This window comes from Streptococcus sp. FSL K6-1323 (genome assembly GCF_038630745.1).
GTDB lineage: Bacteria > Bacillota > Bacilli > Lactobacillales > Streptococcaceae > Streptococcus > Streptococcus salivarius_D.
In genome coordinates, this window is the sequence record NZ_CP152039.1 from 2,034,465 (window position 1) to 2,061,435 (window position 26,971).

Annotated in this window: 26 protein-coding genes; 7 read left to right on the forward strand and 19 right to left on the reverse strand. The window is 38.6% G+C overall.

What is annotated here, in order from left to right:
• Positions 1-177 precede the first annotated feature (177 nt).
• The 11 genes from NST80_RS09510 to rplK form a co-directional block, all read right to left on the reverse strand.
• On the reverse strand, positions 178-1,377 hold the full coding sequence (locus NST80_RS09510) for an argininosuccinate synthase (RefSeq protein ID WP_013991226.1): 1,200 nt from the start codon (positions 1,375-1,377) through the stop codon (positions 178-180).
• A 992-nt stretch (positions 1,378-2,369) separates the two neighbouring features.
• Positions 2,370-3,251, reverse strand: coding sequence for an IS30 family transposase (locus NST80_RS09515; protein WP_342504603.1), 882 nt, complete (start codon positions 3,249-3,251; stop codon positions 2,370-2,372).
• 151 nt (positions 3,252-3,402) lie between these two features.
• Positions 3,403-4,146, reverse strand: coding sequence for a LytTR family DNA-binding domain-containing protein (locus NST80_RS09520; protein ID WP_002886967.1), 744 nt, complete (start codon positions 4,144-4,146; stop codon positions 3,403-3,405).
• Position 4,147: 1 nt separating this feature from the next.
• A complete protein-coding gene (locus NST80_RS09525; RefSeq protein ID WP_118172199.1) occupies positions 4,148-5,464 on the reverse strand; it encodes a GHKL domain-containing protein in 1,317 nt (438 codons plus the stop codon).
• Positions 5,465-5,487: 23 nt separating this feature from the next.
• Positions 5,488-6,768 (reverse strand): hypothetical protein, encoded by a 1,281-nt coding sequence (locus tag NST80_RS09530; protein ID WP_045771784.1) that lies wholly within the window; start codon positions 6,766-6,768, stop codon positions 5,488-5,490.
• Positions 6,769-6,789: 21 nt separating this feature from the next.
• Complete coding sequence (locus NST80_RS09535; RefSeq protein ID WP_045771785.1) at positions 6,790-7,680, reverse strand: hypothetical protein; 891 nt, start codon at positions 7,678-7,680, stop codon at positions 6,790-6,792.
• Between the two features lie 54 nt (positions 7,681-7,734).
• Positions 7,735-9,042, reverse strand: a complete 1,308-nt coding sequence (locus NST80_RS09540) for a GHKL domain-containing protein (protein WP_183138284.1) — start codon at positions 9,040-9,042, stop codon at positions 7,735-7,737.
• A 452-nt stretch (positions 9,043-9,494) separates the two neighbouring features.
• A complete protein-coding gene (gene gltX / locus NST80_RS09545; protein WP_013991233.1) occupies positions 9,495-10,949 on the reverse strand; it encodes a glutamate--tRNA ligase in 1,455 nt (484 codons plus the stop codon).
• Positions 10,950-11,184: 235 nt separating this feature from the next.
• A complete protein-coding gene (locus NST80_RS09550) occupies positions 11,185-13,155 on the reverse strand; it encodes a peptide ABC transporter substrate-binding protein (RefSeq protein WP_045771786.1) in 1,971 nt (656 codons plus the stop codon).
• Between the two features lie 181 nt (positions 13,156-13,336).
• Complete coding sequence (rplA, locus tag NST80_RS09555; RefSeq protein WP_002885800.1) at positions 13,337-14,026, reverse strand: 50S ribosomal protein L1; 690 nt, start codon at positions 14,024-14,026, stop codon at positions 13,337-13,339.
• Between the two features lie 99 nt (positions 14,027-14,125).
• Positions 14,126-14,551, reverse strand: coding sequence for a 50S ribosomal protein L11 (gene rplK / locus NST80_RS09560; protein ID WP_002885648.1), 426 nt, complete (start codon positions 14,549-14,551; stop codon positions 14,126-14,128).
• Positions 14,552-14,722: 171 nt separating this feature from the next.
• On the opposite strand from rplK, the gene NST80_RS09565 reads away from it, so the two are divergent.
• On the forward strand, positions 14,723-15,076 hold the full coding sequence (locus NST80_RS09565; RefSeq protein WP_002885872.1) for a DUF3397 domain-containing protein: 354 nt from the start codon (positions 14,723-14,725) through the stop codon (positions 15,074-15,076).
• Positions 15,077-15,170: 94 nt separating this feature from the next.
• Here the strand turns inward: NST80_RS09565 and NST80_RS09570 are convergent, their stop codons facing one another.
• The 5 genes from NST80_RS09570 to NST80_RS09590 all read right to left on the reverse strand — a co-directional run bounded on the left by NST80_RS09570 (position 15,171) and on the right by NST80_RS09590 (position 18,886).
• Positions 15,171-15,668 carry a carbonic anhydrase gene (locus NST80_RS09570; RefSeq protein ID WP_045771787.1) on the reverse strand — a complete coding sequence of 166 codons (498 nt, stop codon included), beginning with the start codon at positions 15,666-15,668 and terminating at the stop codon, positions 15,171-15,173.
• Between the two features lie 152 nt (positions 15,669-15,820).
• The gene (locus NST80_RS09575) at positions 15,821-16,516 is read right to left on the reverse strand and encodes a TIGR00266 family protein (protein WP_037598509.1); all 696 of its coding nucleotides are present in this window, start codon (positions 16,514-16,516) and stop codon (positions 15,821-15,823) included.
• 87 nt (positions 16,517-16,603) lie between these two features.
• Positions 16,604-17,965 (reverse strand): DNA repair protein RadA, encoded by a 1,362-nt coding sequence (radA, locus tag NST80_RS09580; protein WP_072903619.1) that lies wholly within the window; start codon positions 17,963-17,965, stop codon positions 16,604-16,606.
• Positions 17,962-18,429, reverse strand: coding sequence for an isochorismatase family protein (locus tag NST80_RS09585; protein ID WP_073687066.1), 468 nt, complete (start codon positions 18,427-18,429; stop codon positions 17,962-17,964). The genes radA and NST80_RS09585 overlap by 4 nt, the downstream gene beginning before the upstream one ends.
• 10 nt (positions 18,430-18,439) lie before the next feature.
• Positions 18,440-18,886, reverse strand: a complete 447-nt coding sequence (locus NST80_RS09590; protein WP_045771790.1) for a dUTP diphosphatase — start codon at positions 18,884-18,886, stop codon at positions 18,440-18,442.
• Positions 18,887-19,093: 207 nt separating this feature from the next.
• On the opposite strand from NST80_RS09590, the gene NST80_RS09595 reads away from it, so the two are divergent.
• The 6 genes from NST80_RS09595 to galU all read left to right on the forward strand — a co-directional run bounded on the left by NST80_RS09595 (position 19,094) and on the right by galU (position 24,516).
• Complete coding sequence (locus NST80_RS09595; RefSeq protein ID WP_002886986.1) at positions 19,094-19,696, forward strand: NADPH-dependent FMN reductase; 603 nt, start codon at positions 19,094-19,096, stop codon at positions 19,694-19,696.
• Between the two features lie 18 nt (positions 19,697-19,714).
• Positions 19,715-20,965, forward strand: a complete 1,251-nt coding sequence (locus NST80_RS09600) for an NAD(P)H-dependent oxidoreductase (protein WP_002885631.1) — start codon at positions 19,715-19,717, stop codon at positions 20,963-20,965.
• Positions 20,966-21,081: 116 nt separating this feature from the next.
• Positions 21,082-21,873: a formate/nitrite transporter family protein gene (locus NST80_RS09605; RefSeq protein ID WP_045771791.1), complete on the forward strand. Its 792-nt coding sequence runs from the start codon at positions 21,082-21,084 to the stop codon at positions 21,871-21,873.
• A gap of 8 nt (positions 21,874-21,881) precedes the next feature.
• Positions 21,882-22,448 (forward strand): MptD family putative ECF transporter S component, encoded by a 567-nt coding sequence (locus NST80_RS09610; RefSeq protein ID WP_002886989.1) that lies wholly within the window; start codon positions 21,882-21,884, stop codon positions 22,446-22,448.
• A 114-nt stretch (positions 22,449-22,562) separates the two neighbouring features.
• Positions 22,563-23,585 (forward strand): NAD(P)H-dependent glycerol-3-phosphate dehydrogenase, encoded by a 1,023-nt coding sequence (locus NST80_RS09615; RefSeq protein WP_002886991.1) that lies wholly within the window; start codon positions 22,563-22,565, stop codon positions 23,583-23,585.
• A 16-nt stretch (positions 23,586-23,601) separates the two neighbouring features.
• Positions 23,602-24,516, forward strand: a complete 915-nt coding sequence (galU, locus tag NST80_RS09620; RefSeq protein WP_002886993.1) for a UTP--glucose-1-phosphate uridylyltransferase GalU — start codon at positions 23,602-23,604, stop codon at positions 24,514-24,516.
• Between the two features lie 45 nt (positions 24,517-24,561).
• On the opposite strand, the gene NST80_RS09625 is transcribed toward galU, so the two are convergent.
• The 3 genes from NST80_RS09625 to NST80_RS09635 form a co-directional block, all read right to left on the reverse strand.
• Positions 24,562-25,236, reverse strand: coding sequence for a rhomboid family intramembrane serine protease (locus NST80_RS09625; RefSeq protein WP_002886995.1), 675 nt, complete (start codon positions 25,234-25,236; stop codon positions 24,562-24,564).
• The gene (locus tag NST80_RS09630; RefSeq protein WP_002886996.1) at positions 25,227-25,754 is read right to left on the reverse strand and encodes a 5-formyltetrahydrofolate cyclo-ligase; all 528 of its coding nucleotides are present in this window, start codon (positions 25,752-25,754) and stop codon (positions 25,227-25,229) included. The genes NST80_RS09625 and NST80_RS09630 overlap by 10 nt, the downstream gene beginning before the upstream one ends.
• A gap of 68 nt (positions 25,755-25,822) precedes the next feature.
• Positions 25,823-26,956: an N-acetyldiaminopimelate deacetylase gene (locus NST80_RS09635; RefSeq protein ID WP_002886997.1), complete on the reverse strand. Its 1,134-nt coding sequence runs from the start codon at positions 26,954-26,956 to the stop codon at positions 25,823-25,825.
• Between the last annotated feature and the right edge of the window lie 15 nt (positions 26,957-26,971).

Below are 26,971 nucleotides of genomic sequence, written 5' to 3' on the forward strand. Positions count from 1 at the left end.
TTTTCCTAAAACCCGATCTCTGTCGTAGTTTATTTAGGCTCGTGACGCCTCTCAGAACGCCTTAACGATAATAATATAAGTTATAAGAAAAGAGTATCAGATGTGGCTCTCTGTCCACTTTTATCTGATAAGAAGCGTTTTTCTTCTAATAGCCTACTTTTCTTATGAAATTTGTCATTAATTGTCAAATGGATGGTTAACTTGTGAATTAACCTGAGTTGGAAGACCCCAAAGCTTGATAAATCCAATCGCAGCATCCTGATCAAAGCTGTCAGCTGATGTGTAAGTAGCCAAGTTTTCATCATACAATGAATTAGCTGATTGACGTGCTACTACTTGAGCATGCCCTTTGTAAAGTTTAACTTTAGCGATACCATTAACAACTTTTTGTGTTTCCTTAATATAAGCAATGATAGCTTGTGTTGCTGGGCTAAACCACAAAGCATTGTAGATAAGGTTTGACAATTCATTTTCAAGAATTGGCTTAAAATGAGAAACTTCACGTACCAAAGTTAAGTCCTCAATTTCTTTATGAGCTGTCAAAAGGGCGATAGCTCCTGGACATTCATAAATTTCACGAGATTTGATACCTACAAGACGGTTCTCAACGTGGTCGATACGTCCGACACCATGCTTACCAGCAATAACATTCATCTCTTGGATAAGGTCAGCCAATTTCATTTCTTTACCGTTAAGAGCAACTGGTTTCCCTTCTTTAAAGGTTACATCGACATATTCAGCTTCATCTGGCGCAGACTCTGGTGAATTGGTAATCCCAAAAGCCTCTTCTGGAGCTTGATTCCAAGGATTTTCAAGAACACCACACTCATTAGCACGTCCCCAAAGGTTTTGATCGACTGAGTAAGGATTATCAAGGTCTGCTGGAACTGGAACACCATTAGCCTTAGCATACTCAATTTCTTCCTCACGAGACCATTTCCATTCACGCACTGGCGCCACTACTTTAAGACTTGGGTCTAGGGCAGCAATGGCAACTTCGAAACGAACTTGGTCATTACCTTTACCAGTACAACCGTGAGCGATAGTCGTTGCTCCTGTTTTATGAGCAATCTCAACCAATTTTTTAGCAATAATTGGACGACTAAGCGCTGAAACCAAAGGATATTTTTGTTCATAGTAAGCGTGAGCTTGAAGTGCTGGAAGCACATAATCTTCAACAAACTCATCTTTAACATCAAGCACGTATGACTCAACAGCTCCAACTGTCAAAGCTTTGTCATGGATAAACTCAAGATCTTTACCTTCACCGACATCCATACAAACAGCAATAACATCATAATCTTTTTTAAGCCATGTAATAGCGACTGAGGTATCAAGACCTCCCGAATAGGCAAGAATAACTTTCTCTTTTGACATAATATTTTTCTCTTTTCTTATATTTTCTTGTGGTTGCTATCTCTATCAACCTTACGAGACTAATTATATTGCATATTTATTCACCTGTCAACACTTTTTTGTTATTTTTTTATATTTATTTCATTTTTATTTATTATTCTGACCTAAAAAATGCTTAATCCTTAATTTTTATTCAATTTTATGCAAGGAATGGTAGAAAATAAAAAAACACTCTTGAAACTATACAAATAGATTCAAAAGCATCTTTAACTATCTATCTTCTAAAATGCCAAAAGGCCTGTACAAAGTACAGACCTTTTGAACAACAGCATCATCGGTAGAGAACACAACAGCAATTTTAGATAGAATGAATGAGGGAAATTATTATGTTTAAGGGACTAACTTAAACCATACATTCTTCTTGCTCTCTAACCTTGATTACATTATAGCATGCAACCCCAGGATGTATGTCGCTATTTCCTAAAATGTCGGATTTCACTCACAGAATGTATTTTTTATCTTAAACTACAATAATTCCTTAAAAACAAAAAAACAGCTTGATTTCTCAAGCCTTTTAATGTCTATAAAAAAGATATGTAATTGGACGAGCGGCCAATAAAAAATGGGGATTAGGAAAAAGTTATATAAAAGTACATTATTTATTTTCATAAAGTGTATGTAGATTTCAATAAGATTGACGATGTCTCATTCCGAATCACATATCTTGGTTATATCATAACCTTTTTCAATTTAATTGTCTATACGATTTCATAGAATGTCATTTTTTTGTCCTGAACTGTAATTCTTTAGTATTTTTTTTATAAATTATTAAATTTCATTACTAAAAGACATCTATTTAGTATTTTTATGAAAACCAATTACTTATAAAACAATCAATCATCTACAAAATAGTGATACATCACCCTTAAATTTAATACTCCCTGTCAACTGTAGTGGGTGACGAAAAGCTAACATCTAGAGAGGACCGAATAGGGAGCCCACTGAAAAAGTCATCAATCGATGGATTTTTTGTTATGCCCAATGCACACTTTCCCATAGAATACTTCATAAGGTGTTTTCCAGTTAAGACATTTTCGTGACCTATTATTAAGTTTGTTCTCCCATAGCTGAATAGTCTGATCATTAACCAATGTTAGATCACTACCCTTTGGAAAATATTCTCTAAATAATCCATTCGTGTTCTCATTGGTTCCTCGTTGCCATGGAGCATGAGGGTCAGGAAAATAGACTTCAATGTTCAATTGATCACTCAATTTCTGATGATACGTGAATTCTTTCCCTCTATCAGGAGTTACTGTATACTTCGTCAAGGGTTCTAACAGTTTTACCATAGCTTCTATTACCAACTTGCTTTTCTTAACAGCTACCTTTTTGATTTTTAGAAAACGAGAATAACGGTCTGTTAGAGTAACTAAACAAGCTTTTCCAGTTTTACCTGCAACAGTATCGGCTTCCCAATCTCCTATTCTAGTTCGATTATTAGCCTCTTCTGGTCTTTCGTGAATTGTATGAGAAATGGATATTTTCCCTCTATTTTCAACATGACCTTTTGTATGACGTGTTTTCCCACGATGACGAAGTTTACGAATGACACCACGAGCACCATGAGATAATGAGTTATCCTCAAAATGTCCTCGATAAATGGCTCTATAGATTGTTTGATAACTAATAACAGTTTTTCCGTACTCTATTCGCAACCGACCTTCTATTTCTTCAGGAGACCATTGGTAATCGAGAAATAGATGTTTGACGGTATTGCTTAAATTGTGATCTATTTCAAGCATACGCTTCCGCCCACAGTGTGATTTAGCCCTATGGTAAGACTCCTGTGCATGACTTGGAGAATAGCTTCCTATAGTAACTAGTCCATTCAATTCTATTTTACTAGAAAATCTTATGAGTTTTTATTGTGCACTTATATTGTATATTCAAGAGACACTCAAAAAGCACTACAATCTCTACAGTGGTTTTACCCACTACAGAAATTATAGAGCCAAATTTAAAAGTCTGATTTAGTCACTCCCACTAATGATTTCTTACCTCTGACCATTTTTTAAGTAGGGCCTTCATTTTCAAGCGAGAAACCGGACATGAATCACCATTCTCAAAATAAATCATCAGTTGCGTCTTATCAATACGGGCAATATTATCCAGATTAACTAAAAAGGAGCGGTGACATGAAAAGAGTATTTTATTCACCGAAGTAATATCTCCAAGATTAGCATAAAACTCCAGGCGCTCTGTTTTAGTAATTAACATTACCTTATGAGGAGTTGCAGCTGTCGCAAAATAATAAATATCTCGCATCGGAACTTGTATTCTAGACTGAGCAGTTTCAAACACAAACATCTCATCATCGTCCACATCTCCAATTTTTTGATTTACAAAAGTCAAGGTTTGTTTCAATTGTTGTTTGAATTCCACATTAGAGACTGTCTTTTCAATAAAATCAAGTGCGGAAACCTTATACTTAAAACTAATTGGAGCAAATTCTGAGTGAGTTGTTACAAAAATAATAACCGCATTAGCATCTTGTTGACGAATTTCAGAGGCAACTTCTAACCCCTTCTTTCGATTGCCATCAATATCAATATCCAAAAGAAAAATCTGATGGTTCCCCTTCTCGTTGATGCTGGACAATAGTTTATGTGGTTTAGAAAAAACTTCAAGTTTTCGTACAGAAAACGCACCCTCTGAAACCAATTCTCTGATGATATCACTAATACGTGTTTGTTGCATCAAATCATCTTCTAAAATATATATATTCATATTAGGGCCTCATTTCTAGTATTTGCATCATTTTATGTTTCTGACTTCGAACAGAGAAGGATGTATTCGGATAACGTTCCAAGATATCTTGAACAGCATTTATACCTGCGTCCCCCCCATTGATAGGAATTTGAGATGACATCATTGAAAGTAAAGCTTTTTCATCTGAAATTGCACTTTCAACAATAAAACTCTGGCAGCCCTCTTCATCAAAATAGGCAATACTAATAAAGCCCTCGTGGGCTTTGCGAGCACCATCAATAGCATTATTCATAAGATGACCTAAAACAACTGCTAAATCTAAGTCAGTTAGATAGCTATGAATCACTGGATCAGGAATTTCTGCATGAATGTTGAGTTGATACATCTGAGCTTCATGATACTTTGATGAAAGTAGACTATGAATACTTGAGTTTTGGATATTATCCAAATCTGTAACATGAGTAGAGAGGCGGTACTGATCTCGATACACATAAAGATCAACCAAATCTTTTTTGTAAGAACGAATATCTCCTGTTCTTTCGATATCTCTCAGATTATTAAGCAGAAAATTATAGTTAGAGCGAACATGCATCAAGTCTCTATACAAACCTTCTACCCTAGTATTCTCACGCTTCAAATCATCAAGATAGTTGGCTTGCTTCATCGCTAAATCCTGCTCTATTTTTTCCTTAGCGAACTGGTTCACAGCTCCTAGTACAAAGAGGAGTAAGTAGAGATATCCCACTACTAATGGTAAACGAAACCTACCCTCAAGATGTAACTCTGGAAAATAAGTATCAAATGTCGACACCAAAAAGATAACTAAATAATAAAGCAAAAGAAGCATGTTGACCAAACCCAGACGGTTCTTTTTTTCTTGTTGGGCAGCAACTTTCAATATATCTGTAAAATCTAGACGTAAAATAAAATCTACTATTCTAACCGTCAACATGACGAAGGAAAGTGGTACCATAGACCACCAAATATTAGTGTTTAAAGTATCAACAGTTATGCCAAGTATCGGCGGAAAGAAGAAAGTAGCCAAAAAACGTCTTGCCAAATCGACTAGTACCACTGGGTAAAAACCTAGAAAAAAGCGCTCTACAGAAGTGACACTTTTATTCAGTTGGTAGCTAAATGTCAATGTTACAATGGCTACTAAGGGAGGTACTATGCCTATATAGCGTCCAATGAGTTGTCCCCAAATGCATAGAGCAACATCAAATAACAAATAAAGTATACGATTTTTAAGATTAGTGTTTTGTCCACCAATACGTAAATAGATATCCCAAATAATGACAAACATCAAAATTTGAAAAATGACGTTACCTAGCATAGCTACCTTCCTCCTTCCTACAATTATGGTATTACCGTGACAATTTGATAGGTTTTAAATAATTCTTTTTTATTTGTTAAACCGATACCGTTTGACCAGCAAAACTGGGCAAAATCTCGACTAACAACCAGACTATCGTCAGGTTTCGGATTAGCTTCCTGGTTGGTATTCTCAAGAATAAAGCTGAGATTGCCATCCTCATTCTGTTGAATAAGGAAACCAATATCTGTCTCCGGCTCCTTGGCCCAAAGTTTTTCAGCTAAGTTCATGCAACGTTCTAAAACTCTAATAAGAACTGCAACATTTAAATTATTAGGATAAGCATCAACATTGACATCCAACCTAACTGTGACACCTTTTTGTTCCAAAGGAATAACTTGGTTTACAATCCAACTTCTTAATACCGGATAAGGAATCTCGAACAAAGGAGCCAACTTATCATTTAAATCCAAATTATCAAGTTTAAGATGGTTCAAATGCTCATGATAAACGGATAAAACCTCTGACAATTGATTTTTAGCCAGAGGAGTCTCAAGAGCTACCAAAAGACTCTCAAAATCTTTTTCAATAGGTTTTACTTTTGTAAAAAGATCCTCAATATGCTTATTATAGACTTCCAAGTTATAGACATAGGTCTCCACAGCTTCCTTACTACGTTCTCTGACAAATTTATGAGAATAGCGGTTCAAGGTTGTTACCATTAGGAGATAAACCGCCATTGCAATAAAAATTGGCCCTCTCACATCACTACCTGTAGATACCAAAAGAATACTACAAGTAATGTAGAGTGCAAAGGTCAAATCAACCGCAATCAATAAACGCTCACGACCATGGGAATAAATCAGCTCCTTAATCTTGTCAATATCTGAACTTGATAGATAATTGACATAGAGAAAAAAAGGATAAATCATCACATAAGATAGCAAATTTAGGAAGAAATTTTCTTGAATCTCAACCAAGCTCATATTTGTAAATAAGTTACTGAATACATAATATGGTGTAAAAGTCGCAAATAAATCAGTAAAGAGAACCGAGAAAGCCCCAAAAAAGAGGCTTGCCCAGAGCGTCAAACGATGCTCCCGCCGTTCCTTTAAGGCCAAAGCTAGAAAGATAACAACTTGATAATAGAAGCCATCACCTTTACCAAATGATACCACTATACCTAAGAGACTTAAACAAAATACTTTCCAGTAAGCTAGAGTGCTCCTTGTTAGTTTTTTATAAATAAACCAGGTAATATGAAAACTAATAATCTGAATAATACTATTTTCAAGTGATACCATGGTCCAAAGCTGTAAGTTCATGATAATATTTCCTGTTTACACTCAAGAGACAGTTTCGTCATCTTCCTCAACGAGTTCTTGACCAGCCTTTTTCAAAATATCCTGATAGGTTTGTTCAATAAGGTCAAAATCCCCACTATCAATACTTGTCTGCATACTAATGAGTATATTTTCATAATCATGTTTAAATGAGCGTACACTCTTATAGGCAGTTTCGATTTTTTCATTATAAGCTTCCAGACTCCTCAAGTGCTCCTCTTGTTCTCTGAGAATTTTGCTATCACGTACGTCTTTACCATAAGAAACAAAGCGAACAAGAATATACATGTGTATAAGGAAACCAACCCAAATATAAATTTGAGGGTAACCTGGGAGATAGGTCTGACTCAGAAGCAAGGAGAAAATCTCCCGTTTAAAGAGAATAAGCAGATAACTGATAATTAAAATATGATCAACTTGCAAGAGCATACTCTTATATTTATCCTGCAAGTCCTGATATGGTTCCTTAAAAAAGCTATCTAAACCGAACATTTTTTGCAAGCCTAGAAAGAAGGGAAGAACAACACTATCTACAACCAAGATTCCTAAATGGTTTGGAACCAATTCGACCGGCTTATTAAAGAAAACTCGGAAAAAATAAAAACTAAAGAAGCTTGTAATCAGAGTCCAAAAGACAGGGGCAAAGAAAGCATAAAAATACTTTTCTTCTCGTAGAGCCTGAGGTTTTTCAAGAAAAATAAAGACTAGGAGATAAATCGCATCTGGAATATCAATTTGCCATAGCACCTTGGCTAACCACTTAACGGCAGTTACTACGATTACATAAGGAATGTAACTGTAAGTAAAAACATCTAGATAAGCCATTCTAGCTAAAATCACAAGATGTGAAACGACAACAACCAAAGCAATAAGGCCGTCAATCACAAGTTGCATATGCTTTTCCCCTTTCTATTTTCCCTATCCTCTACAAATATTATCTTTGATTTATCAATTATCCTGAAAAGAGAGTACCTGTGTAAAATGATGGTCACAACTACGAGTCTCAAGATTTACTTTTGGATAGCGATTAAGTATATCTGCAACCTTAGACAGACCAAGTCCTCGGCCTTCTCCTTTACTAGAAACCCCTTCATCAAAAATCCTTGACACAGGAATACGTTCTTCTCTGGTTGTATTGTCAATAACCAAGATAAGATAACCTTGATTTTTAAAGAAGGATATGGTTAAAGTAGGATCTTCAGAATCCACTGCCGACTCAATAGCATTGTTTAAGAAGACAGAAGAAATCACAACCAAATCTAAGGCCTCTATCTGAGTTGACGATATAACATCTGGCAACTCCAAATTGACCTTAATTCCTAAGTTCTCAGCCTCAAGCACTTTAGCAGAAAAGAGACTCTTGAGAGATGTGATTTCTAAGTTGATTAAGCGTGACAATTCATAATTTGACAAAGTTAAGCTATTTCCAGATTTTTCTAAAAGTTCTGCATACTCTTGTTTCAAAGCAGGTAAGTCTCGTCGTTGGATACTAACCTCCATTGTTTTAAGCCCTTCGAGATAATCCTTCTTCACCTGAGAAATATCATTATAGAGTTTTTCTAAACGGTGGCTATATTCTTCTAAACTTTCCTCGTGTCTAGCCATTTCTTCGGTCAACTGGTCCTTCACTCTTTTCTTAGAATAGATATTAAGCTGAGCAAAGAGCAAAATAAAGAGAATGGAGTAGACAATCGTAATACTACCTGCTAAATAAATAAAGAGACCTGAGTAAGGAAAGATATTACTGGCATAGAAAATAATTAAAGATAAAATAATATAAGCCAGAGTCACCCCAACCAATAAGCGTTGTCTAACTTGGTAAGTATGGTTATTTCCCATAACATTGAGAGCACCAAAGTCAATAAAGAACACTTTGACAATCAGATGAAAAATTGGGTAAATCAAGAGATAAGACAAAGCAATGAGTACTGGGGTGTCCTTGACCTGTAAGTAATTAATTTGAAAAATCCATGGGAAAAAGTAAAGTTGAAGCAGTTTCGAGGTGATTTCAACAAAAACCCACGGCAAAAAGGTGAAAAGAAAAGAATTCTTTTCACTACTTGATATTTTATTTAAGAAAAGATAGCAGAACAAAAGTGCTAAGAGCGACCCTGTAATGCCTCCAACAAATAGAGAGAGCAAGAGACTCCCTGCGATAAACCAGCATTTACTCTTCCAAGTTTTGAGCAAACCTGACATATCGTGACTAACAATTAAAATAGCCAATAGACGTAGAACCGTAAATAAAACAATCATCTCTAGACTCCCCCTTCCTTTCAAAAATCAACCTACTTTATTGTAACATAAATATATAATTTAGCATCACTCCTATTAGAAAAAGCTAAAAATATAAAGCTATTTTTTCCTGATTGAGAACAATCTAACATCAGACAATCCCACATGTCCCCTACTTTTCATAAACATAAAAAAGAGCTTAGAAAAACTAAGCTCTTTAACTGACTCATTACCTATTTTTATGGGTACATGCCAATAACATAGTAGAAATACCAACCAAATCTTCTCATAATGCTCACTCCTCCCTAATTTTTATTACCAATCTATTATAAAACTAATTTAAAGTTTTGAAAATGATGATATGATTACGAAATATCATCATTATATTACAAAAGTAGACTTAGCAATTATCATATAATCATTGACATATCGCTTATGTGCATTCGAAACCCCAACGATTGTTGGGGTTGTTTTTATAGTGTTGCAAGAACTTGATCAATATGTTTGATTGATTTTTCACGACCGAGCAAGAAAATAGTATCTGGCAATTCTGGACCGTGCATTTCTCCTGAAACAGCAATACGGATTGGCATGAAGAGATTTTTCCCTTTGATTCCTGTTTCTTTTTGAACAGCCTTAATTTGTGGGAAAATGTTTTCAACAACAAACTCATCATCAGACATAGCTTCGAGTTTGGCTTTAAAAGCTTTAAGTACTGTTGGTACTGTTTCACCAGCCATAACTTCTTTTTCAGCCTCTGTCAATTCTGGGAAATCTTCAAAGAAGAGATTTGTAAGAGGGACAATTTCTTCTGCAGCTGTCATTTGTGGTTTATAGAGTTCCACTAATTTCTCAGCTTTATCTGTCAAACGACCAGCTTCTTCCAAGAAAGGTTTGCAAAGAGCAAAGACCTTATCGAAATCTGCATTCTTAATGTAGTCGTTACTCATCCAATCCAATTTCTTCTGGTCAAAGGCCGCTGGTGACTTGCTTAGACGGTTTTCATCAAAAAGTTTAATGAGTTCTTCACGAGAAAAGATTTCGTCTTCACCGCCAGGATTCCAACCAAGAAGAGCAATGAAGTTAAAGACTGCTTCTGGAAGGTAACCTTTTTTACGGTAATCTTCGATAAATTGAAGGGTGTTAGTATCACGTTTAGACAACTTCTTACCAGTTTCAGAATTGATGATAAGAGTCATGTGTCCAAACTCAGGAGCTTCCCAACCAAGAGCTTCATAAACCATGAGTTGTTTTGGTGTATTGGCAATATGGTCATCTCCACGGATAACGTGTGAAATTTGCATATCGTGATCATCAACAACTACCGCAAAGTTGTAAGTTGGGTAACCATCTTTCTTCTGGATAACCCAGTCACCACCGATATTACCACCTTCAAATTCGATATCTCCCTTAACGATATCATGCCATTTATAAATTCCTGACTCATTAACCGCCAAACGAACTGTAGGTACAATACCTGCTGCTTCACGTTCTGCGATGTAGGCAGCTTTTTCTTCTTCAGTCATGCCAAGGAACTCGTTAATGTAACGAGGAGTTTCACCAGCCGCTTCTTGACGTTCGCGCTCTGCAGCCAACTCTTCTTCAGTGACATATGACTTATAGGCTTTACCTTCTGCCAAAAGTTGATCAATATATTTTTGGTAAAGTGGCAAACGCTCTGATTGACGATAGTTTTCGTGTGTCTCAGGACTTTCATCCCAGTCAATTCCCAACCAACGCAAGTTATCAAGCTGTGAACGCTCACCATCTTCAACGTGACGTTTACGGTCAGTATCTTCAATACGGATAATGAATGTACCACCATGATGACGTGCATAAAGGTAGTTAAACAATGCTGTACGAGCATTACCAATGTGTAGAAGCCCTGTTGGACTTGGTGCGTAACGAACGCGGATATCTTTAGCCAAGATAAATCTCCTTTTTATGTTTCATTCTTCAGTCTTTGGATACCTATTGAGCCTAAAGTCCCTTTCTTAGAACTAACTTAAGATGATAAGTACCAGTAGGCAACTCTATCCCCCCAAACTTTCCAAATAAAAATCTAGAAGCGAGTACCAATCTTTCTTATTATATCACAATCTAGGGTGGTTCGAGAAATTTTGTTAAAAAAACGACTACCTAAAGGTAGACGTTTTCAATAGATTACTTAACGTGTTTGGCAAGATCTTTTTGAGCTTTGTCATTAGATTTCGCTCTTTCTTTAAGCCAATCTTTATAAGCTGAATCATATTGTTTCTTAGTCACAATATCATCTTGAGATTTAAGATACTTGAAGTAGTATGTAGAACCTTTATCACCGGCTTGAGCATAAGCTCCTGAGAATGGCTTAATACGAGAAATTACAGCAGCTGCACCGTTATAAGTAGTCGTTGGGATATAAAGTGCACTATCCGTCAACCATGCCTGAGCTTTTGCATATTTTTCATAACGAGCCGTCAAGTCTGTTGTTTCCTTAGAAGCATCATCAACCAATTGGTCATATTCTTTAAGACCTACTTTTTCAACCGCTTGACTATTTGGATTGTCATAACCCATGAAAGATTTAGTATTTTCACCATTTGTAGTCTTCAAGACATCAAGATAAGTTGATGGATCAAGGTAGTCAGGCTCCCAAGCCACACCTACTGACAAGTCCCAATCCTCTGCCGCTGCATTTGAAGCAGAGTAGGTAATGTTATAGAAATCATCAGTTGACAATTGATGAAGATCAAGTACAACATTGTCTTTTCCAAGAGCTGATTCAATAGATTGTTTAAGTGACTGCACTTGGTTCACAAAGATTTTATTTGACTGATTGACAGGAACATCCAAATGGATTGGGAACTGAACCCCTTCTGCTTGAAGAGCTTCTTTGGCTTTAGCAAATTCAGCCTTAGCTTTTTCTGGGTTATAAAGACCGTCTTGACTGTCTGCAAGATTCACACCAGACCACTCATCACCATAAGCTGGAAGTTGATCCATTACCATTGTTCCGAAGTCCTTACCATCTGCTTGAACAAAGTCTGGTTTAACAAAGATATTACGAACGGCAGTGCTTCCACCTTCCTTACCGTTAAGTTGTGCGGCGTAATTTGTACGGTCAATGGCAAAACCTAATGCTTGACGGAAATCTTTGTTAAGAAGAGCTGTCTTAGTTGATGTCTTTTGTTGATCATTTTCTTTAGATGTATGGTCATAAGTTTGACGATCGATATTAACACCGACACCTTCTACAGCTGCTCCAGGTTGTGTATAGAAAATATTGTCTTTGTACTGTTTTTTAACTTTAGAATAGTTTGAGCTAGTTGGGTATAGACGAGCTAAGTTATAGACTCCATCAGTGAAGTTACGTTCCAAGGATTCTTGGTCTGTACCATCATCGTAAGTCAATTTAACTGTATCAAAATAGACATTATCCTTATCCCAGTAGTTTTCATTCTTGGTGAACTCAATAGAAGATTTCGTTGTCAAAGATTTAAGAAGATATGGACCGTTATAAAGAATAGATGTTGGGTCTGTTGACTTACCAAAGTCTTTACCTTTAGATTTCAAGAAATCTTCATTAACAGGCCAAGTAACAGAGTAGGTCAATTTTGAATTCCAGTAAGGTTCTGGTTGGCTAAGCGTATATTGCAAAGTGTAATCATCAACTGCTTTGATACCAACATTTGAGAAGTCCTTGTTGGCACCTGAAAGGTAATCATTCAAGCCCTTAACTGAGTTTTGTAGCAAATAAATCGCTTCAGAATTAGTATCAGCAGCATGCTTAAGACCTGTTACAAAGTCTTTAGCTGTTACATTGGCATATTCTTCACCGTCTGAAGTGTACCATTTGACACCCTTACGAATCTTGTAAGTATAGGTCAAACCATCTTGAGAAACAGACCAGTTTTCAGCGACAGAAGGTTTTAGATTCCCATATTGGTCATTTTCAAACAAACCATCAACACCGTTACTAACGGCTGTCGTCATGTTTTTCTTATTTGTAGAAACATAGTCTAGGGTTGCAGGATCGCCACCGTAAACATAATTATAAGTCTTACCAGACGTCTTACTTGATGACGAGCAAGCCGTTAAAACACCTACAGATAACAGGCCTACGGTTGCTAGTAAAAATACCTTACTCTTTTTCATTCATTGCCTCCTTAAATTCGCAACGTAAAAAGTTCAAAAATCAATAATTATGTGTATACGCTTAAATTATACCATAAATTCGAAAAAGCAACACTACTTTCTGAATATTTTTTATTTTCTGCTCAAATTTCGTGTTTAGAGTAAGAAAAAAGCCTATCCGAAGATAGGCTCTTTACTACTCTTACAATGAGTTAGGATCAACTTTGATACCAGCACCTTGTGTAGTAGTGATTGAAAGGTTTGTGATGTATGTACCTTTCGCTGTAGCTGGTTTAGCTTTTTGGATTGCATCGTTAAATGCTTTGAAGTTTTCAACCAATTTTTCAGTTTCGAATGAAACTTTACCGATGATAGCTTGTACGTTACCTGCTTTATCAGCACGATAAGTGATTTTACCACCTTTAGACTCTTCAACTGCTTTAGCAACATCCATAGTTACAGTACCAGTTTTAGGGTTTGGCATCAAGTTACGTGGTCCAAGGACACGTCCAAGACGACCAACGATTGCCATCATGTCTGGTGTTGCAACAACAACGTCAAAGTCAAGCCATCCACCGTTGATTTTAGCAACGAGTTCGTCTTCACCAACGAAGTCAGCACCTGCTGCTTTAGCTTCTTCAGCTTTAGCACCACGAGCAAATACAAGAACGCGTTGAGTTTTACCAGTACCGTTTGGCAATACCATTGCTCCACGGATTTGTTGGTCAGCTTTCTTAACGTCGATGTTAAGGTTGTATGATACTTCAACAGTAGCATCAAATTTTGCGAAGTTAGTTTCTTGTGCAAGAGCTACAGCTTCTTCTACGCTGTAAGCTTTTGTGCTGTCGATTTTCTCAAGAGCAGCACGCATTTGTTTGCTTTTTTTAGCCATGTTAATTATTTCTCCTTGTGTAATGTGGTCATAACGACTTTCATCTTCCACGTCACTCAGCGAAGTGAGACGACGTCTGTGGTTTTCTTGTTAACTGAATTAGTCAGTAACAGTGAATCCCATTGAACGTGCAGTACCTTCGATCATGCGCATAGCTGATTCGATGTTTGCAGCGTTCAAGTCAGGCATTTTAGTTTCAGCAATTTCTTGTACTTGTGCACGAGTTACTGAAGCAACTTTAACTGAGTTTGGAGTACCTGAACCTTTTTCAACACCTGCAGCTTTTTTCAAAAGAACAGCAGCTGGTGGTGTTTTAGTGATGAAATCAAATGATTTATCTTCATACACAGAGATAACAACTGGGATAATCATACCAGCTTGATCAGCTGTACGAGCGTTAAACTCTTTAGTGAATCCCATGATGTTGATTCCGGCTTGACCAAGAGCTGGTCCAACTGGTGGAGCTGGAGTCGCTTTACCAGCAGGAATCTGAAGTTTTACGATGTTTTCGACTTTTTTAGCCATTTTGTAATTTCCTCCTATTGTGGTTTTGGCGGTAAGTAAGTTTTGTTACCTCCCACAAGTATGTTTTTACATACCTTATCTATTATACAGAAATTCTTTTTAGATGCAAGAATTTCTTATTAAGTTTAGGAAAAAATTTACATAAAGGCCTTTTCGAGGTAAAATAGACTTATGATTCTATATAAATTCTTTGCTATAGCATTTTTGATTTTAACACCTATCTTTGCTTTCATTATCCACCGCTTCTTCAGTTTAAAATACCTCGGGCTTAATTTTGCTGATCTTACCTTCCCACTTTATTTTATTGAAGTGGTTGCTGTGTCAGCCCGTTTCTTTACCCATAGTTTTTTGCCTTACATCACCATCTTATTATCCTTGGCGGCTATCATTATCACGATTCAAATGCTGAGAAAAACACAATCCTTTAAATTTAAACGTTTTCTTAAGTTGTTCTGGCGTATCAGCTTTTTTATCACCAGTCTTTTCTATTTGGGGACTGTGATTCTCATTTTTATCGTTTCTTAAAAACTAGATTAACTCAGCAGATTTATTGTGTGCTGAGTTTTTTATGTCAAAACATGAAAAAAGCAGGCAACCATGCCTGCTTAACTTTTCGGTATTAGGGTTGAACTTGAGTCATTCGACCAGTATCTACATCATAAACCGCACCGGAGATGATAACATCCTCAGGGATAAGCGGTGACTTACGAAGAATGGCCATATCTTCACGAACACTCTCTTCCACATCTGTGAATGGAAGAAAATCTTGATCAGAAACATCAACACCAAGTTCTTTATTGAGATAGGCGGTAAACTCATCGTTCTTAAAGGTCTGAGCACCACAATCTGTATGGTGAAGAACTACGATTTCTCGTGTCCCCATCTGTTGTTGAGAAATGACCAAAGAACGAATCATATCTTCCGTCACACGACCACCCGCATTACGCAAAATATGAGCGTCACCTAGTGCCAACCCCAAGGCCTGAGCAACGTGAAGGCGTGAATCCATACAAGTCACAATAGCCACCTTAGTCTTTGGTTTCAAGGGAAGATGGGCTGTCCCGTGGAGGTCAACGTAGGCTTTGTTGGCATTGAGAAAGTTTTCAAAATAAGACATAATAACTCACTTTCTAATGAAGAAAATAATTTGACTATCAAATTATTTACACACTATCTTATCATCTTTTTATTAACTTGTCAGCTATTGAGTTCTCAACATAAAAAAAGGAGAATAAATGCTAACAAGCATCCATCTTCCTTCAATTTGTATTATGAGCGTTTTGGCAAGTATCTATTAAGCAAGCCTGCAAAGGTTTGAAGATTGAGACTTTGAACATAAATTTCACCTGTTCCTCTAAAGGTATTAACAACACCCTCTCCTGTCCCAATAGACTGCCAGAAACCATTTTCCAGGTGAATATTATAATCAAGTGTCTGACTCCAGGCAACGACATGAGCATTATCAATAGTCACTTCTTGATTGTTTAGCTCAATTTTTTTAATAGAGCCGTAAGCATTTGCCAAGAGAGTTCCTTGGCCTTGGGTAGTCATTACAAAGAAACCACCCTGACCACCAAAAAGAGCCTTACCAACAGACTGGAGCTCCATTGTATAGTAAGCTGTGCCATCAAGTGCTAGAAAGGCACCGTCGTTTAGTCGGTACTGTTTTTCACCTAAATAAAGTGGAATCACCTGACCTGGAGAATCAGGGGCCAAGGCTATATAGCCGTTATTGGACTGCGAGACAACCTGAGTAATAAAGCTACTTTCGCCCGAAACCATTGAACGCCCAACTGCTTTTACAAAGCGACCTAAACCTGATCCACTGGCATTTAATTTGGTACTCAGTGTCACATTCGGTGTGTGATATACCATACTGCCACGCTGGATAAAGACTGTTTCACCTTGATTAAGAGATAACTCTACTAAAGGGAACTGCATGTTGCTGTCTGTGAAAAATTGCATAATAAATACCTCCCTATTCTTAAGAAAAGTATAGCATCGAACAGGTGATTTTGCAAGCGCTTCCAAATTTTGGCTTTGAGGCATTTTTTAAGAAAAAACTTTTTTGAGTACTTCTCCCACTGTCGTAACGCCAACGACCTGGATACCTTCTGGAATTTTCATGCCATGCAGGGAATTCTTCGGAGCATAAATCTTAGTAAAACCTAATTTAGCAGCTTCATTAATGCGCTGTTCAATGCGAGTTACTCGGCGAATCTCTCCAGTCAACCCAATTTCTCCTATAAAAGCTTCTTGTGGATTGGTTGGAAGCTCCTTGTAACTAGAAGCAATCGCAACCGCTACAGCAAGGTCAATAGCTGGCTCGTCCAATTTGACACCACCAGCCGATTTGAGATAGGCATCTTGATTTTGGAGAAGAAGGCCACAACGTTTCTCTAAAACAGCCATAATGAGGCTGACACGGTTAAAGTCCAGTCCCGTCGTTGTCCGCTTGGCATTACCAAAGACGGTTGGTGTCACCAAGGCTTGAACTTCAGCTAGAATAGGTCTGCTACCTTCCATTGTCACAACAATGGCAGAACCTGTAGCACCGTCTAGGCGTTCCTCTAAGAAAACCTGGCTAGGATTTAGCACCTCTACCAAACCACCAGACTGCATCTCAAAAATCCCAATCTCATTGGTTGAACCAAAACGGTTTTTGACTGCTCGTAAAATACGGAAGGTATGATGACGTTCCCCCTCAAAATAGAGCACAGTATCCACCATGTGTTCCAACATACGTGGTCCTGCCAGCTGTCCCTCCTTGGTCACATGCCCAACAATAAATGTGGCAATGTTATTGGTTTTGGCAATCTGCATAAGTTCAGCAGTGACTTCACGAACCTGAGATACAGAACCTTGAACGCCAGAAATCTCTGGACTCATGATGGTCTGAATAGAGTCGATAATGAGGAAATCGGGTTTTATAGCCTCCACTTGGCTGCGAACCGCTTGCATATTGGTCTCAGCATAAAGATAAAATTCGTTATCAATATCACCTAAACGTTCGCTCCGCAATTTGATTTGCTCGGCAGATTCTTCTCCAGATACATAGAGGACCGTACCCTTGTTAGCCAGTTGCGTTGACACCTGTAAGAGGAGGGTTGATTTCCCTATCCCTGGATCTCCTCCAATAAGAACCAGACTTCCCGGAACCACACCACCACCTAAAACACGGTTAAACTCGTCCATATCAGTCTTTATGCGGGCATAATTGATTGAGGATACTTCTTTTAATTTAGTTGGTTTAGACTTTTCACCCGTCAAACTGACACGGGCATTTTTCACCTCCTGCACCTCAACCTCTTCTTCAAAAGAGGACCAAGAAGAACAGTTGGGACAGCGCCCTAGATATTTGGGTGAATTGTAGCCACATTCTCGACAAACAAAAGTTGATTTTTTCTTTGCTATGATAATTCTCCTTCTACGATTACTCCGACAGAATGCCACTTATGCAATGTTTTTTTAAATTTCTTCTGGTTGGCAACTCCGACAGCGGACAAATCGACAGAAACCTGATAATTCTCCTTGACAGCTGCCAAAATGGAAGCCTTGACACAGCCATTGCCATCTACCCCTATAAACTCTAAGCTTTTAGCAGCATTCCCCTCTAAAAAATCTTTTAAATCTGGATTAGTAAAGCAAGAAGCCCGACGCTTCTCAAAGATACGAGAAGATACAAGCAGCAAGCCGGTCGCAAATTTCTTCTTTCTATCTTTTCTCTCCCAGAAAAAACGATTGAGAATATAGATAACCCGGTCGCTGGGATAGCTAGCAATTTTGTCATTTACAGCTACAATCAGTTCTTCATGATATGCTTTTCCTACAGCAACATAATCTGACTGCATATCGATTACTAACAAATAATCTGCCACTTTGCTTCCTCTACTGTCCAGTCGATCCAAAGCCACCTGTACGAACACCATCAGCTTCGTCTCCATCTACAATCAAGAAAGGCATAAAGACACCTTGAACGATGCGTTCGCCAACTTCAAGAGTCACGGGCTGATCAGTAATATTTTTCATCTGGGCGAAGATATGACCTTCATTTCCTGGATTTCCATAGTAATCGCCGTCAATAACGCCAACTGAATTAATCAAGACCAGACCCTTTTTACGAGGGTTTGACGAACGGTCATAGAGATAGAGGACCTCACCAGGTTGCATGTAAGCCTTAACACCTGTTGGGACGAGAACAATGTCCCCAGGAGCAATTACAGTGTTCTCTGCTACCTTTAAGTCATAACCTGCAGCATGAGCTGTCTCACGTTTTGGAAGCAAGTCCTGATTGTTATACGTTGATACAAGTTCAAATCCACGAATTTTTGTCATTATTTTTCCTTTCGATACATCTATTGACTAGTATTTGTATAAACTAGCCATGCTAGCTTCAGACTTTTAAATCTATCCTATTATAATCTATTCGAAATAAGATGACAAAGGTAATAGTCTAATCACTTTCTCATTAAACGAAGATTGACTTTTAACCAGGAAAACGCTAACATAATACTAGATATAATACTTTTAAGGAGAATTGTCATGAAATTCATCGGACTTGTTGGTACGAATTCAAAACGTTCAACTAATAGACAATTATTGCAATATATTCAGAAACATTTTGCAGATAAGGCAGACATCGAACTTGTTGAAATCAAAGACCTCCCTGTCTTTAACAAACCCGCTAACAAACAATTGCCAGAAAGTGTCCTTGAAATCGTTAAAAAAATCGATGAGGCTGATGGGGTTATTATTGGAACACCTGAGTATGACCACTCAATTCCAGCTGTTCTCATGAATGCTTTAGCTTGGGTCTCATACGGTGTTTTCCCTCTTTTGAATAAGCCTGTTATGATTACAGGAGCATCTTATGGAACTCTAGGAGCTTCTCGTGCACAGCTACAACTTCGTCAAATTTTGAATGCTCCAGAAATCAAAGCTAATGTGCTTCCAGACGAATTCTTGCTTTCACATTCCCTTCAAGCTTTTGATAGCAACGGCGATTTAGTTGACCTCGATGTCATCAAAAAATTAGATGCTATTTTCGATGACTTCCGTCTCTACGTCAAAATTACTGGTAAACTCTCACATGCTACAGAGTTATTACATAAAGAAGCTGAAGACTTCGACTGGGAAAGCCTATAAGACAGGAGAATATAAACTATGAAATTTGTTGGACTCGTTGGAGCAAATTATGACCAATCATATAACCGTAAACTGCTCGAATTTATCAGAAGACATTTTAAAATTAAATTTGAACTTGAAGTTTTAGAAATTGATGAAGTTCCTATGTTTAACCAAGATGAAAAATGGGATGAAAGTTTCCAACTTCGCTTACTTAATAACAAAATTACACGCGCTGACGGTGTCATCATTGCAACACCTGAGCACAACCACACTATCTCTGCAGCACTTAAATCAGTATTAGAGTGGCTATCATTCGAAGTGCACCCTTTTGAAAACAAGCCTGTAATGATTGTTGGTGCTTCTTACTACGACCAAGGAACTTCACGTGCCCAAGTGCATTTGCGTAAAATCCTTGAAGCACCTGGTGTCAATGCCTATACACTTCCAGGTAATGAATTCTTGCTTGGAAAGGCTAAAGAAGCCTTTGACCTTGAGGGGAACATTACTAACGAAGGTACTATTAATTTCCTTGAACAATGCTTAGACAATTTCATCCAATATGTAGGAGTGGTTTCTAAATTGAAAAAACCAAAACCAATTGAACCTGAAGACTTGGATTGTAACAACCCAATCGCTACAACTGTTACCGAAGTTGATCCTGACGATCCAGAGTGGGTAGAAAAAGTAGCTGAAATCACTGGTGCGGTATCTGGTGATACCTACGTGAAATTGGACCACGGTATTTTGACGGTTAATCAAATTGACATGTTCCTCAAGGCTATGCCGTTTGAATTGACCTATGCCGATGATAACAACCAGTTCCTCTACTACAATAACGCCCATCAAGATCCTGACACTATGTTTGCTAAACGTGTGCCACCTCAATCTGGTAGCCGTATGTCAACTGTTCACGGCTCACTTCCACCAGCTCGTATGAAAAATGTAGAATGGGTTATCGGTACACTTCGTAATGGTAACCAAGAATATGTTCGTACGATTGTTCCAGGGTCACCTGAAGGAGTTATCAATACGCATAACTATCAGGCTATGTACTATGATGATGGTTCTTATGCAGGAATCAATGAAATCGTCTTTAACTTTAAACCATGGCTTGACTGGTATCTCGAAACAACTGGTCAACGCCTTGTCGGAGGAAGCGGTCCTTTTGCACCAGCTGCAGCTAGTCATGGCGGTAGCGACGCCACATCTGGAGCATCAGATGCTGGTGGTCATGGTGGCGACGCAGCCCCAGCCGCAGATGCCACATCTGGAGCATCCTCATATTAAGACTTGGAAAAGTTGGGACAACTGTCCTAACTTTTTTTCATGGTCATCTTAGATTCATTTTCACTCGAGCTTGCGCATTTGCCATGCTCCAAGCCACACATTTTAGAGGTAAAACTATGTCTCAATTTCAAGAAAAAGTATTCGCTGCTTGTGCTAAAAAAGAAGCTCTCTTTGACGAAAGTCTGGGGCGCTATGCCTTGCGTTCTATGCTTGCAGGAGCTTATCTTACCATGTCGACTGCTGTAGGAATTATTGGTGCGGATGTTATCGCAACAGGTATTCCAGCCCTTTCTCGTTTTGTCTTTGCCTTTATCTTTGCCATCGGACTGGTCTTCGTTCTCATATTCAATGGAGAGTTGGCTACTTCAAACATGATGTTCCTGACCAGTGGTGCCTATTATGGTAAAATCAAATGGAGCAAGGTGTGTACCATCCTCCTCTACTGTACCTTCTTTAATTTTGTCGGTGCCCTTATCTTGGCCTGGTTCTTCAACCAATCCTTCTCTTTCCAACATTTGACTGACAAGAGTTTCTTAGTTACTGCTGTCTCAACCAAGCTTGGAAAAACAGATTGGATGAACTTTACAGAAGGTATTACAGCTAATATGTTCGTTAATATTGCCATCTTGGGCTACATGCTCCTCAAAGAAGAATCTGCTAAAATTTTCATTGCACTATCAGCTATCTTTATGTTTGTATTTTTGATTAATGAACACTTGATTGCTAACTTTGCTTCTTTCATGTTGCTCGTTTTCAACGGTGTGCGTGATGCTGTGGATAATTTCACTTTGGCAAATATTCTACGTCAGTGGGTAGTCGTTTTCTTCGGTAACTGGATTGGCGGAGGTATTTTCATTGGTTTGGCATACTCTTGGCTCAATAAAACTAAAACACCTCACATTGATTAGGAGACCACATGCGTCAAAAAACATTCATCAAACAAACCAGCCTAGCTATTCTACTGTATTTTATTTGCCTAGCCCTTGCAGTGACTATTGATTTAATCTTTTTCAAAGTCAAAAATATGTATCATACGCCTGCTTTAGCGGCTATCTTTGCAGGCTGGGTCTACTTGGGGCTTATCAGAAAGACAAAACAATTTGGAGCAATTACCTGTCTGGGTATCTTTATGTCCCTCTTCTTCTTTGCCTCTGGACACTTTGTTCTAGCCTTTCTTCCTAGCTTTCTAGCTGGCCTTGTCGCTGACTTTCTAGCTAAGAAAGGGAACTATGAGAATAATAAACTTAATCTACTTTCCTATATGATCTTTTCCCTAGGAAACTTAGCACCCATTATCACCATGTGGCTTGCACCCAAAGCCTATATCGCACAGCTCCTAGCCAAAGGGAAAACTCAAGATTATGTAAATCAAGTTATGGTTCCCTTTACAGCCAGTCATGCCTTAATCCTGATTGGAGGAACGCTCATGGCTGCTCTCATTGGAGGCTACATTGCCCAAAATTGGCTAAAAAAAAATAAATAGCCATCAGCCCTCCTAACAGAGAGTACAAGACAAACATGCTTTTCTTATGTTATAATGAGAAAGAATACAGTCTTTTTCTACTTTGTTAGAAAGGACCTAAAGGGAGACCTAATGATGAAAAAACAAAAAATCGCTGTCTTGGGCCCTGGTTCATGGGGAACTGCCCTTGCTCAGGTACTCAACGACAACGGACACGAGGTTCGTATTTGGGGAAATATCCCTGAACAAATTGATGAAATTAACGAGAAACACACCAATACCCGCTACTTCAAGGATGTGGTTTTGGATGAAAACATTAGAGCCTACAAGGAGCTGTCTGAAGCCCTAGATAGTGTCGACGCTGTTCTCTTTGTTGTTCCAACCAAGGTTACTCGCTTAGTTGCTAAGCAAGTTGCTGAACTTTTGGACCACGAAGTTGTTGTCATGCATGCTTCAAAAGGTTTGGAACCTGGAACACACGAACGTCTTTCAACAATCCTTGAAGAAGAGATTCCTAAGGAACTTCGTAGTGAGATTGTTGTCGTATCTGGTCCAAGCCACGCTGAAGAAACTATCGTTCGCGATATCACCCTGATTACAGCAGCATCTAAGGATCTTGAAGCGGCACGCTATGTCCAAGGTATTTTCAGTAATAGCTACTTCCGCCTCTACACCAATTCAGATGTGATTGGTGTTGAAACAGCTGGTGCTCTTAAAAACATTATTGCGGTAGGTGCTGGTGCCCTCCACGGTATGGGTTATGGGGACAATGCTAAGGCAGCCGTTATTACTCGTGGACTTGCGGAAATTACTCGTCTTGGTGTGAAACTTGGGGCTGATCCTTTGACTTACAGCGGTCTATCTGGGGTTGGTGACCTTATTGTTACAGGAACTTCTATCCATTCACGTAACTGGCGTGCTGGGGATGCGCTCGGTCGTGGAGAAAAACTAGAAGACATTGAACGTAACATGGGAATGGTTATCGAAGGTATTTCAACCACAAAGGTTGCCTACGAAATCGCCCAAGAACTCGGCGTCTACATGCCAATTACAACAGCAATCTACAAGTCTATCTATGAGGGTGCTGATATTAAGGAATCTATTCTCAATATGATGTCCAATGAATTGCGCTCTGAAAATGAATGGGATAAAAAATAAAATCTAAGGAGTTCTCATGAAGAATCAAAAAGTTAGAAAAGCTATCATCCCCGCTGCAGGACTCGGAACACGCTTTTTACCAGCTACTAAGGCCTTGGCCAAAGAAATGTTGCCAATCGTTGACAAACCAACTATTCAATTTATCGTTGAAGAAGCCCTCAAATCAGGTATCGAAGATATCTTGGTGGTTACTGGTAAGTCAAAACGTTCTATCGAAGATCACTTTGATTCAAACTTCGAATTAGAGTACAACTTGGAACAAAAAGGTAAGACAGACTTGTTGAAATTGGTTAATGATACCACTGCTATTAACCTCCACTTTATCCGCCAAAGCCACCCACGTGGCCTTGGAGATGCTGTTCTTCAAGCTAAAGCATTTGTCGGAAATGAGCCATTTGTTGTTATGCTTGGTGATGACCTTATGGATATCACTAATGACAAAGCTGTACCATTGACTAAACAGCTCATTAACGATTATGAGGAAACACACGCATCAACCATTGCAGTTATGCCTGTACCACACGAAGAAGTTTCTTCTTATGGTGTCATCGCCCCTCAAGGCGAAGGCGAAAATGGACGTTATAGCGTTGAAACTTTCGTTGAAAAACCAAATCCAGAGGATGCACCAAGTGATCTTGCTATCATCGGACGTTACCTTCTAACACCTGAAATTTTCGGTATTTTGGAAACTCAAGAACCAGGTGCTGGAAACGAAGTCCAATTGACTGATGCTATCGATACGCTTAACAAGACACAACGCGTCTTTGCTCGCGAATTTACTGGAGACCGTTATGATGTCGGTGATAAATTCGGATTCATGAAAACATCAATCGATTACGCACTTAAACATCCTCAAATTAAAGATGACCTCAAGCAATACCTCATTGACTTGGGTCACAAACTTGAAGGCAAACCAGCTAAAAAAGACTAATATAAAATCCATCGAACATGACATTCGATGGATTTTTCATATGACTTAAAAATAAGTGAATCCTAGAAGAATCAGCAATAGTAAAATGTAGGTTAAAAGAGCTGTAAAACGCCAACCTTTACTAAATAAGCGACTTTCAACCTTGTTAGCCAAAAAGATAGCTGCAAGAGCACCTCCAACTAAACCACCAAGATGGCCTGTAATCCCAACACTAGGTGTAAACAGGTTGAAGATTAAGTTTATGACAATCAAAGCCAAGTAATTGCGACCTAACTGATTAAGCAAAGGACTATGACTATAGTAGCCAAGAATCACAACAGCCGCAAAAAGTCCAAACAAGGATGTCGAAGCACCAGCTGCAATAACATTAGGCGTAAAAAGTAAGGTAAAGGCATTTCCCATAACACCAGCTAACAAATATAGCCCTAGAAAACGTAGAGTCCCAAAAATATGCTCAGCCATTTTCCCCATAAAGTAAAGGGCAAGCATATTAAATAGAAAATGCTCAATACCTATATGCACAAAAATCGGTGTTACAAGACGCCAGAGGTTCAGTGGGCTGTACTGAACAAAAGCACCGTACATAGCCCCCATCTTAAAGAGGCTCAAAGGTGAGGTCGCTTGAAAGCCGTTTAAAAGATATTGACAGATAAAAGTCAACGTCGTAAGCCCCAACAATAGATAGGTTGCTGGGTATTTCTTCCACTCATTTATTTGCATGTGACGACCTCCTTAACAGGAATATCATAGCTGTCTGGTTGAAAATCATGTTTCTGGCAAGGATAAACCGTACTAACGGTCTCCCCTTCAAAGTCAGACAAAAAGCGGTCATAGTAACCTGCTCCGTAACCAATACGATAGCCTTCATCATTGAAAACTACTCCTGGCACATGAATCAAATCAATCTCTGATTTATCCACAGCCAAATCAGACGCAGGTTCCATCAAGCCAAAAGAGGTTGCAACAAGATTATCTGGATCATAATCCACAAAAATCATTCGACCTTGTTTATATGTTTTAGGAATCAACAGTCGTTTACCATCCTTTAAAGCCTGATTGATTAAAAGACTGGTATCATATTCATGAGGAAAAGACAAATAAGTCGCAATCACCTGGGCATCTTTATAAGCAGGTAAGGCAATCAATTGCTCCAAAAGATATTGATCTATCTTAGCCTTAGTCTCAGGATCTTGTGAAGTTAACTGAGCCAAGACTGTTTTTCTAAGTTCATTTTTCATAGGTTTATCATATCAAAAAAGCTACCAAAAGTCAGACTTGGTAGATTTTTTAGCTGTATCAACTATGGTTAGGCTTCTGCCTTGTGTTTAAGGAATTTTCCAATTTCAGTCACTGCAAAAGCGAGGGCATCTTCATTTGGACTCATCTTAGGATGGTGAAGTGCATATGGCGTGTCAATTCCCAACCAGAACATGACACCTGGAACCTTACTAAGCAAATAACCAAAATCCTCTCCAGTCATAGCTGGTGGACAATCAATCAAGTTGACCTCTGGGCTAGCATCAAAGAAGCTCATTAACTCTTTAGCCAAGGCTGGATTATTTTCCACAGGAAGATAACCACCTTGTTTCAACATGATATCCACTTCCATACCAAAGCTAGCTGCCACGCCTTCTGCAATCTGACGCACGCGCTTCTGGATAAGGAGACTCATTTCCTGAGTAAGGGTACGAATAGTTCCATAAACCTCTGCAGTTTCAGCGATAACATTATTAGTAGTTCCTGCATGGAACGAACCAAAGGTAACTACCCCACCCTGGATAGGGTCAACATTACGACTAACAATCGTTTGCACCTGAGTAATAAAGTAAGAAGCTGCTACAAGGGCATCATTGGCCTCATGTGGAAAGGCTGCATGTCCACCTTTCCCCTTGAAAGTAACGAGGACTTCACAAGTCCCAGCAAAAAGGGTGCTTGTGTTAGTCGCAATATCACCTACCTTGAAATCTGGACGGACGTGAAGGCCATAGAACTCATCTGGCAACCAATCTCCAAAGGCACCATCCTCATACATAAGCATACCACCAGCTTCATTTTCTTCAGCCGGCTGGAAGAGGAAGAGCATGTTATTTTTAGGCTGTACTTGAAGCATCTGATCCAAGAGACCAAGCGCTGTGGTCATGTGCATATCGTGTCCACAAGCATGCATACGACCTTCATGAGTAGACTTGAAGTCAAGACCTGTTTCCTCTACGATTGGAAGACCATCAATATCTGTACGCCAACCAATAGTCTTTTCAGGAGCATGCCCGTGAAGATAGACAAGAATCCCTGTACGCCAAGTACGTTTCTCCACAAAATCCTTACCTTCAGTCATTTCAGCAATACGCTCTAAGAGATAAGCCTGAGTTTTAAATTCTTCCAAACCAATTTCAGGAATTTGGTGAAGGTCTCGTCTGATTTTAATTAAATCAAGTGTCATGTTTTTATCCTTTTT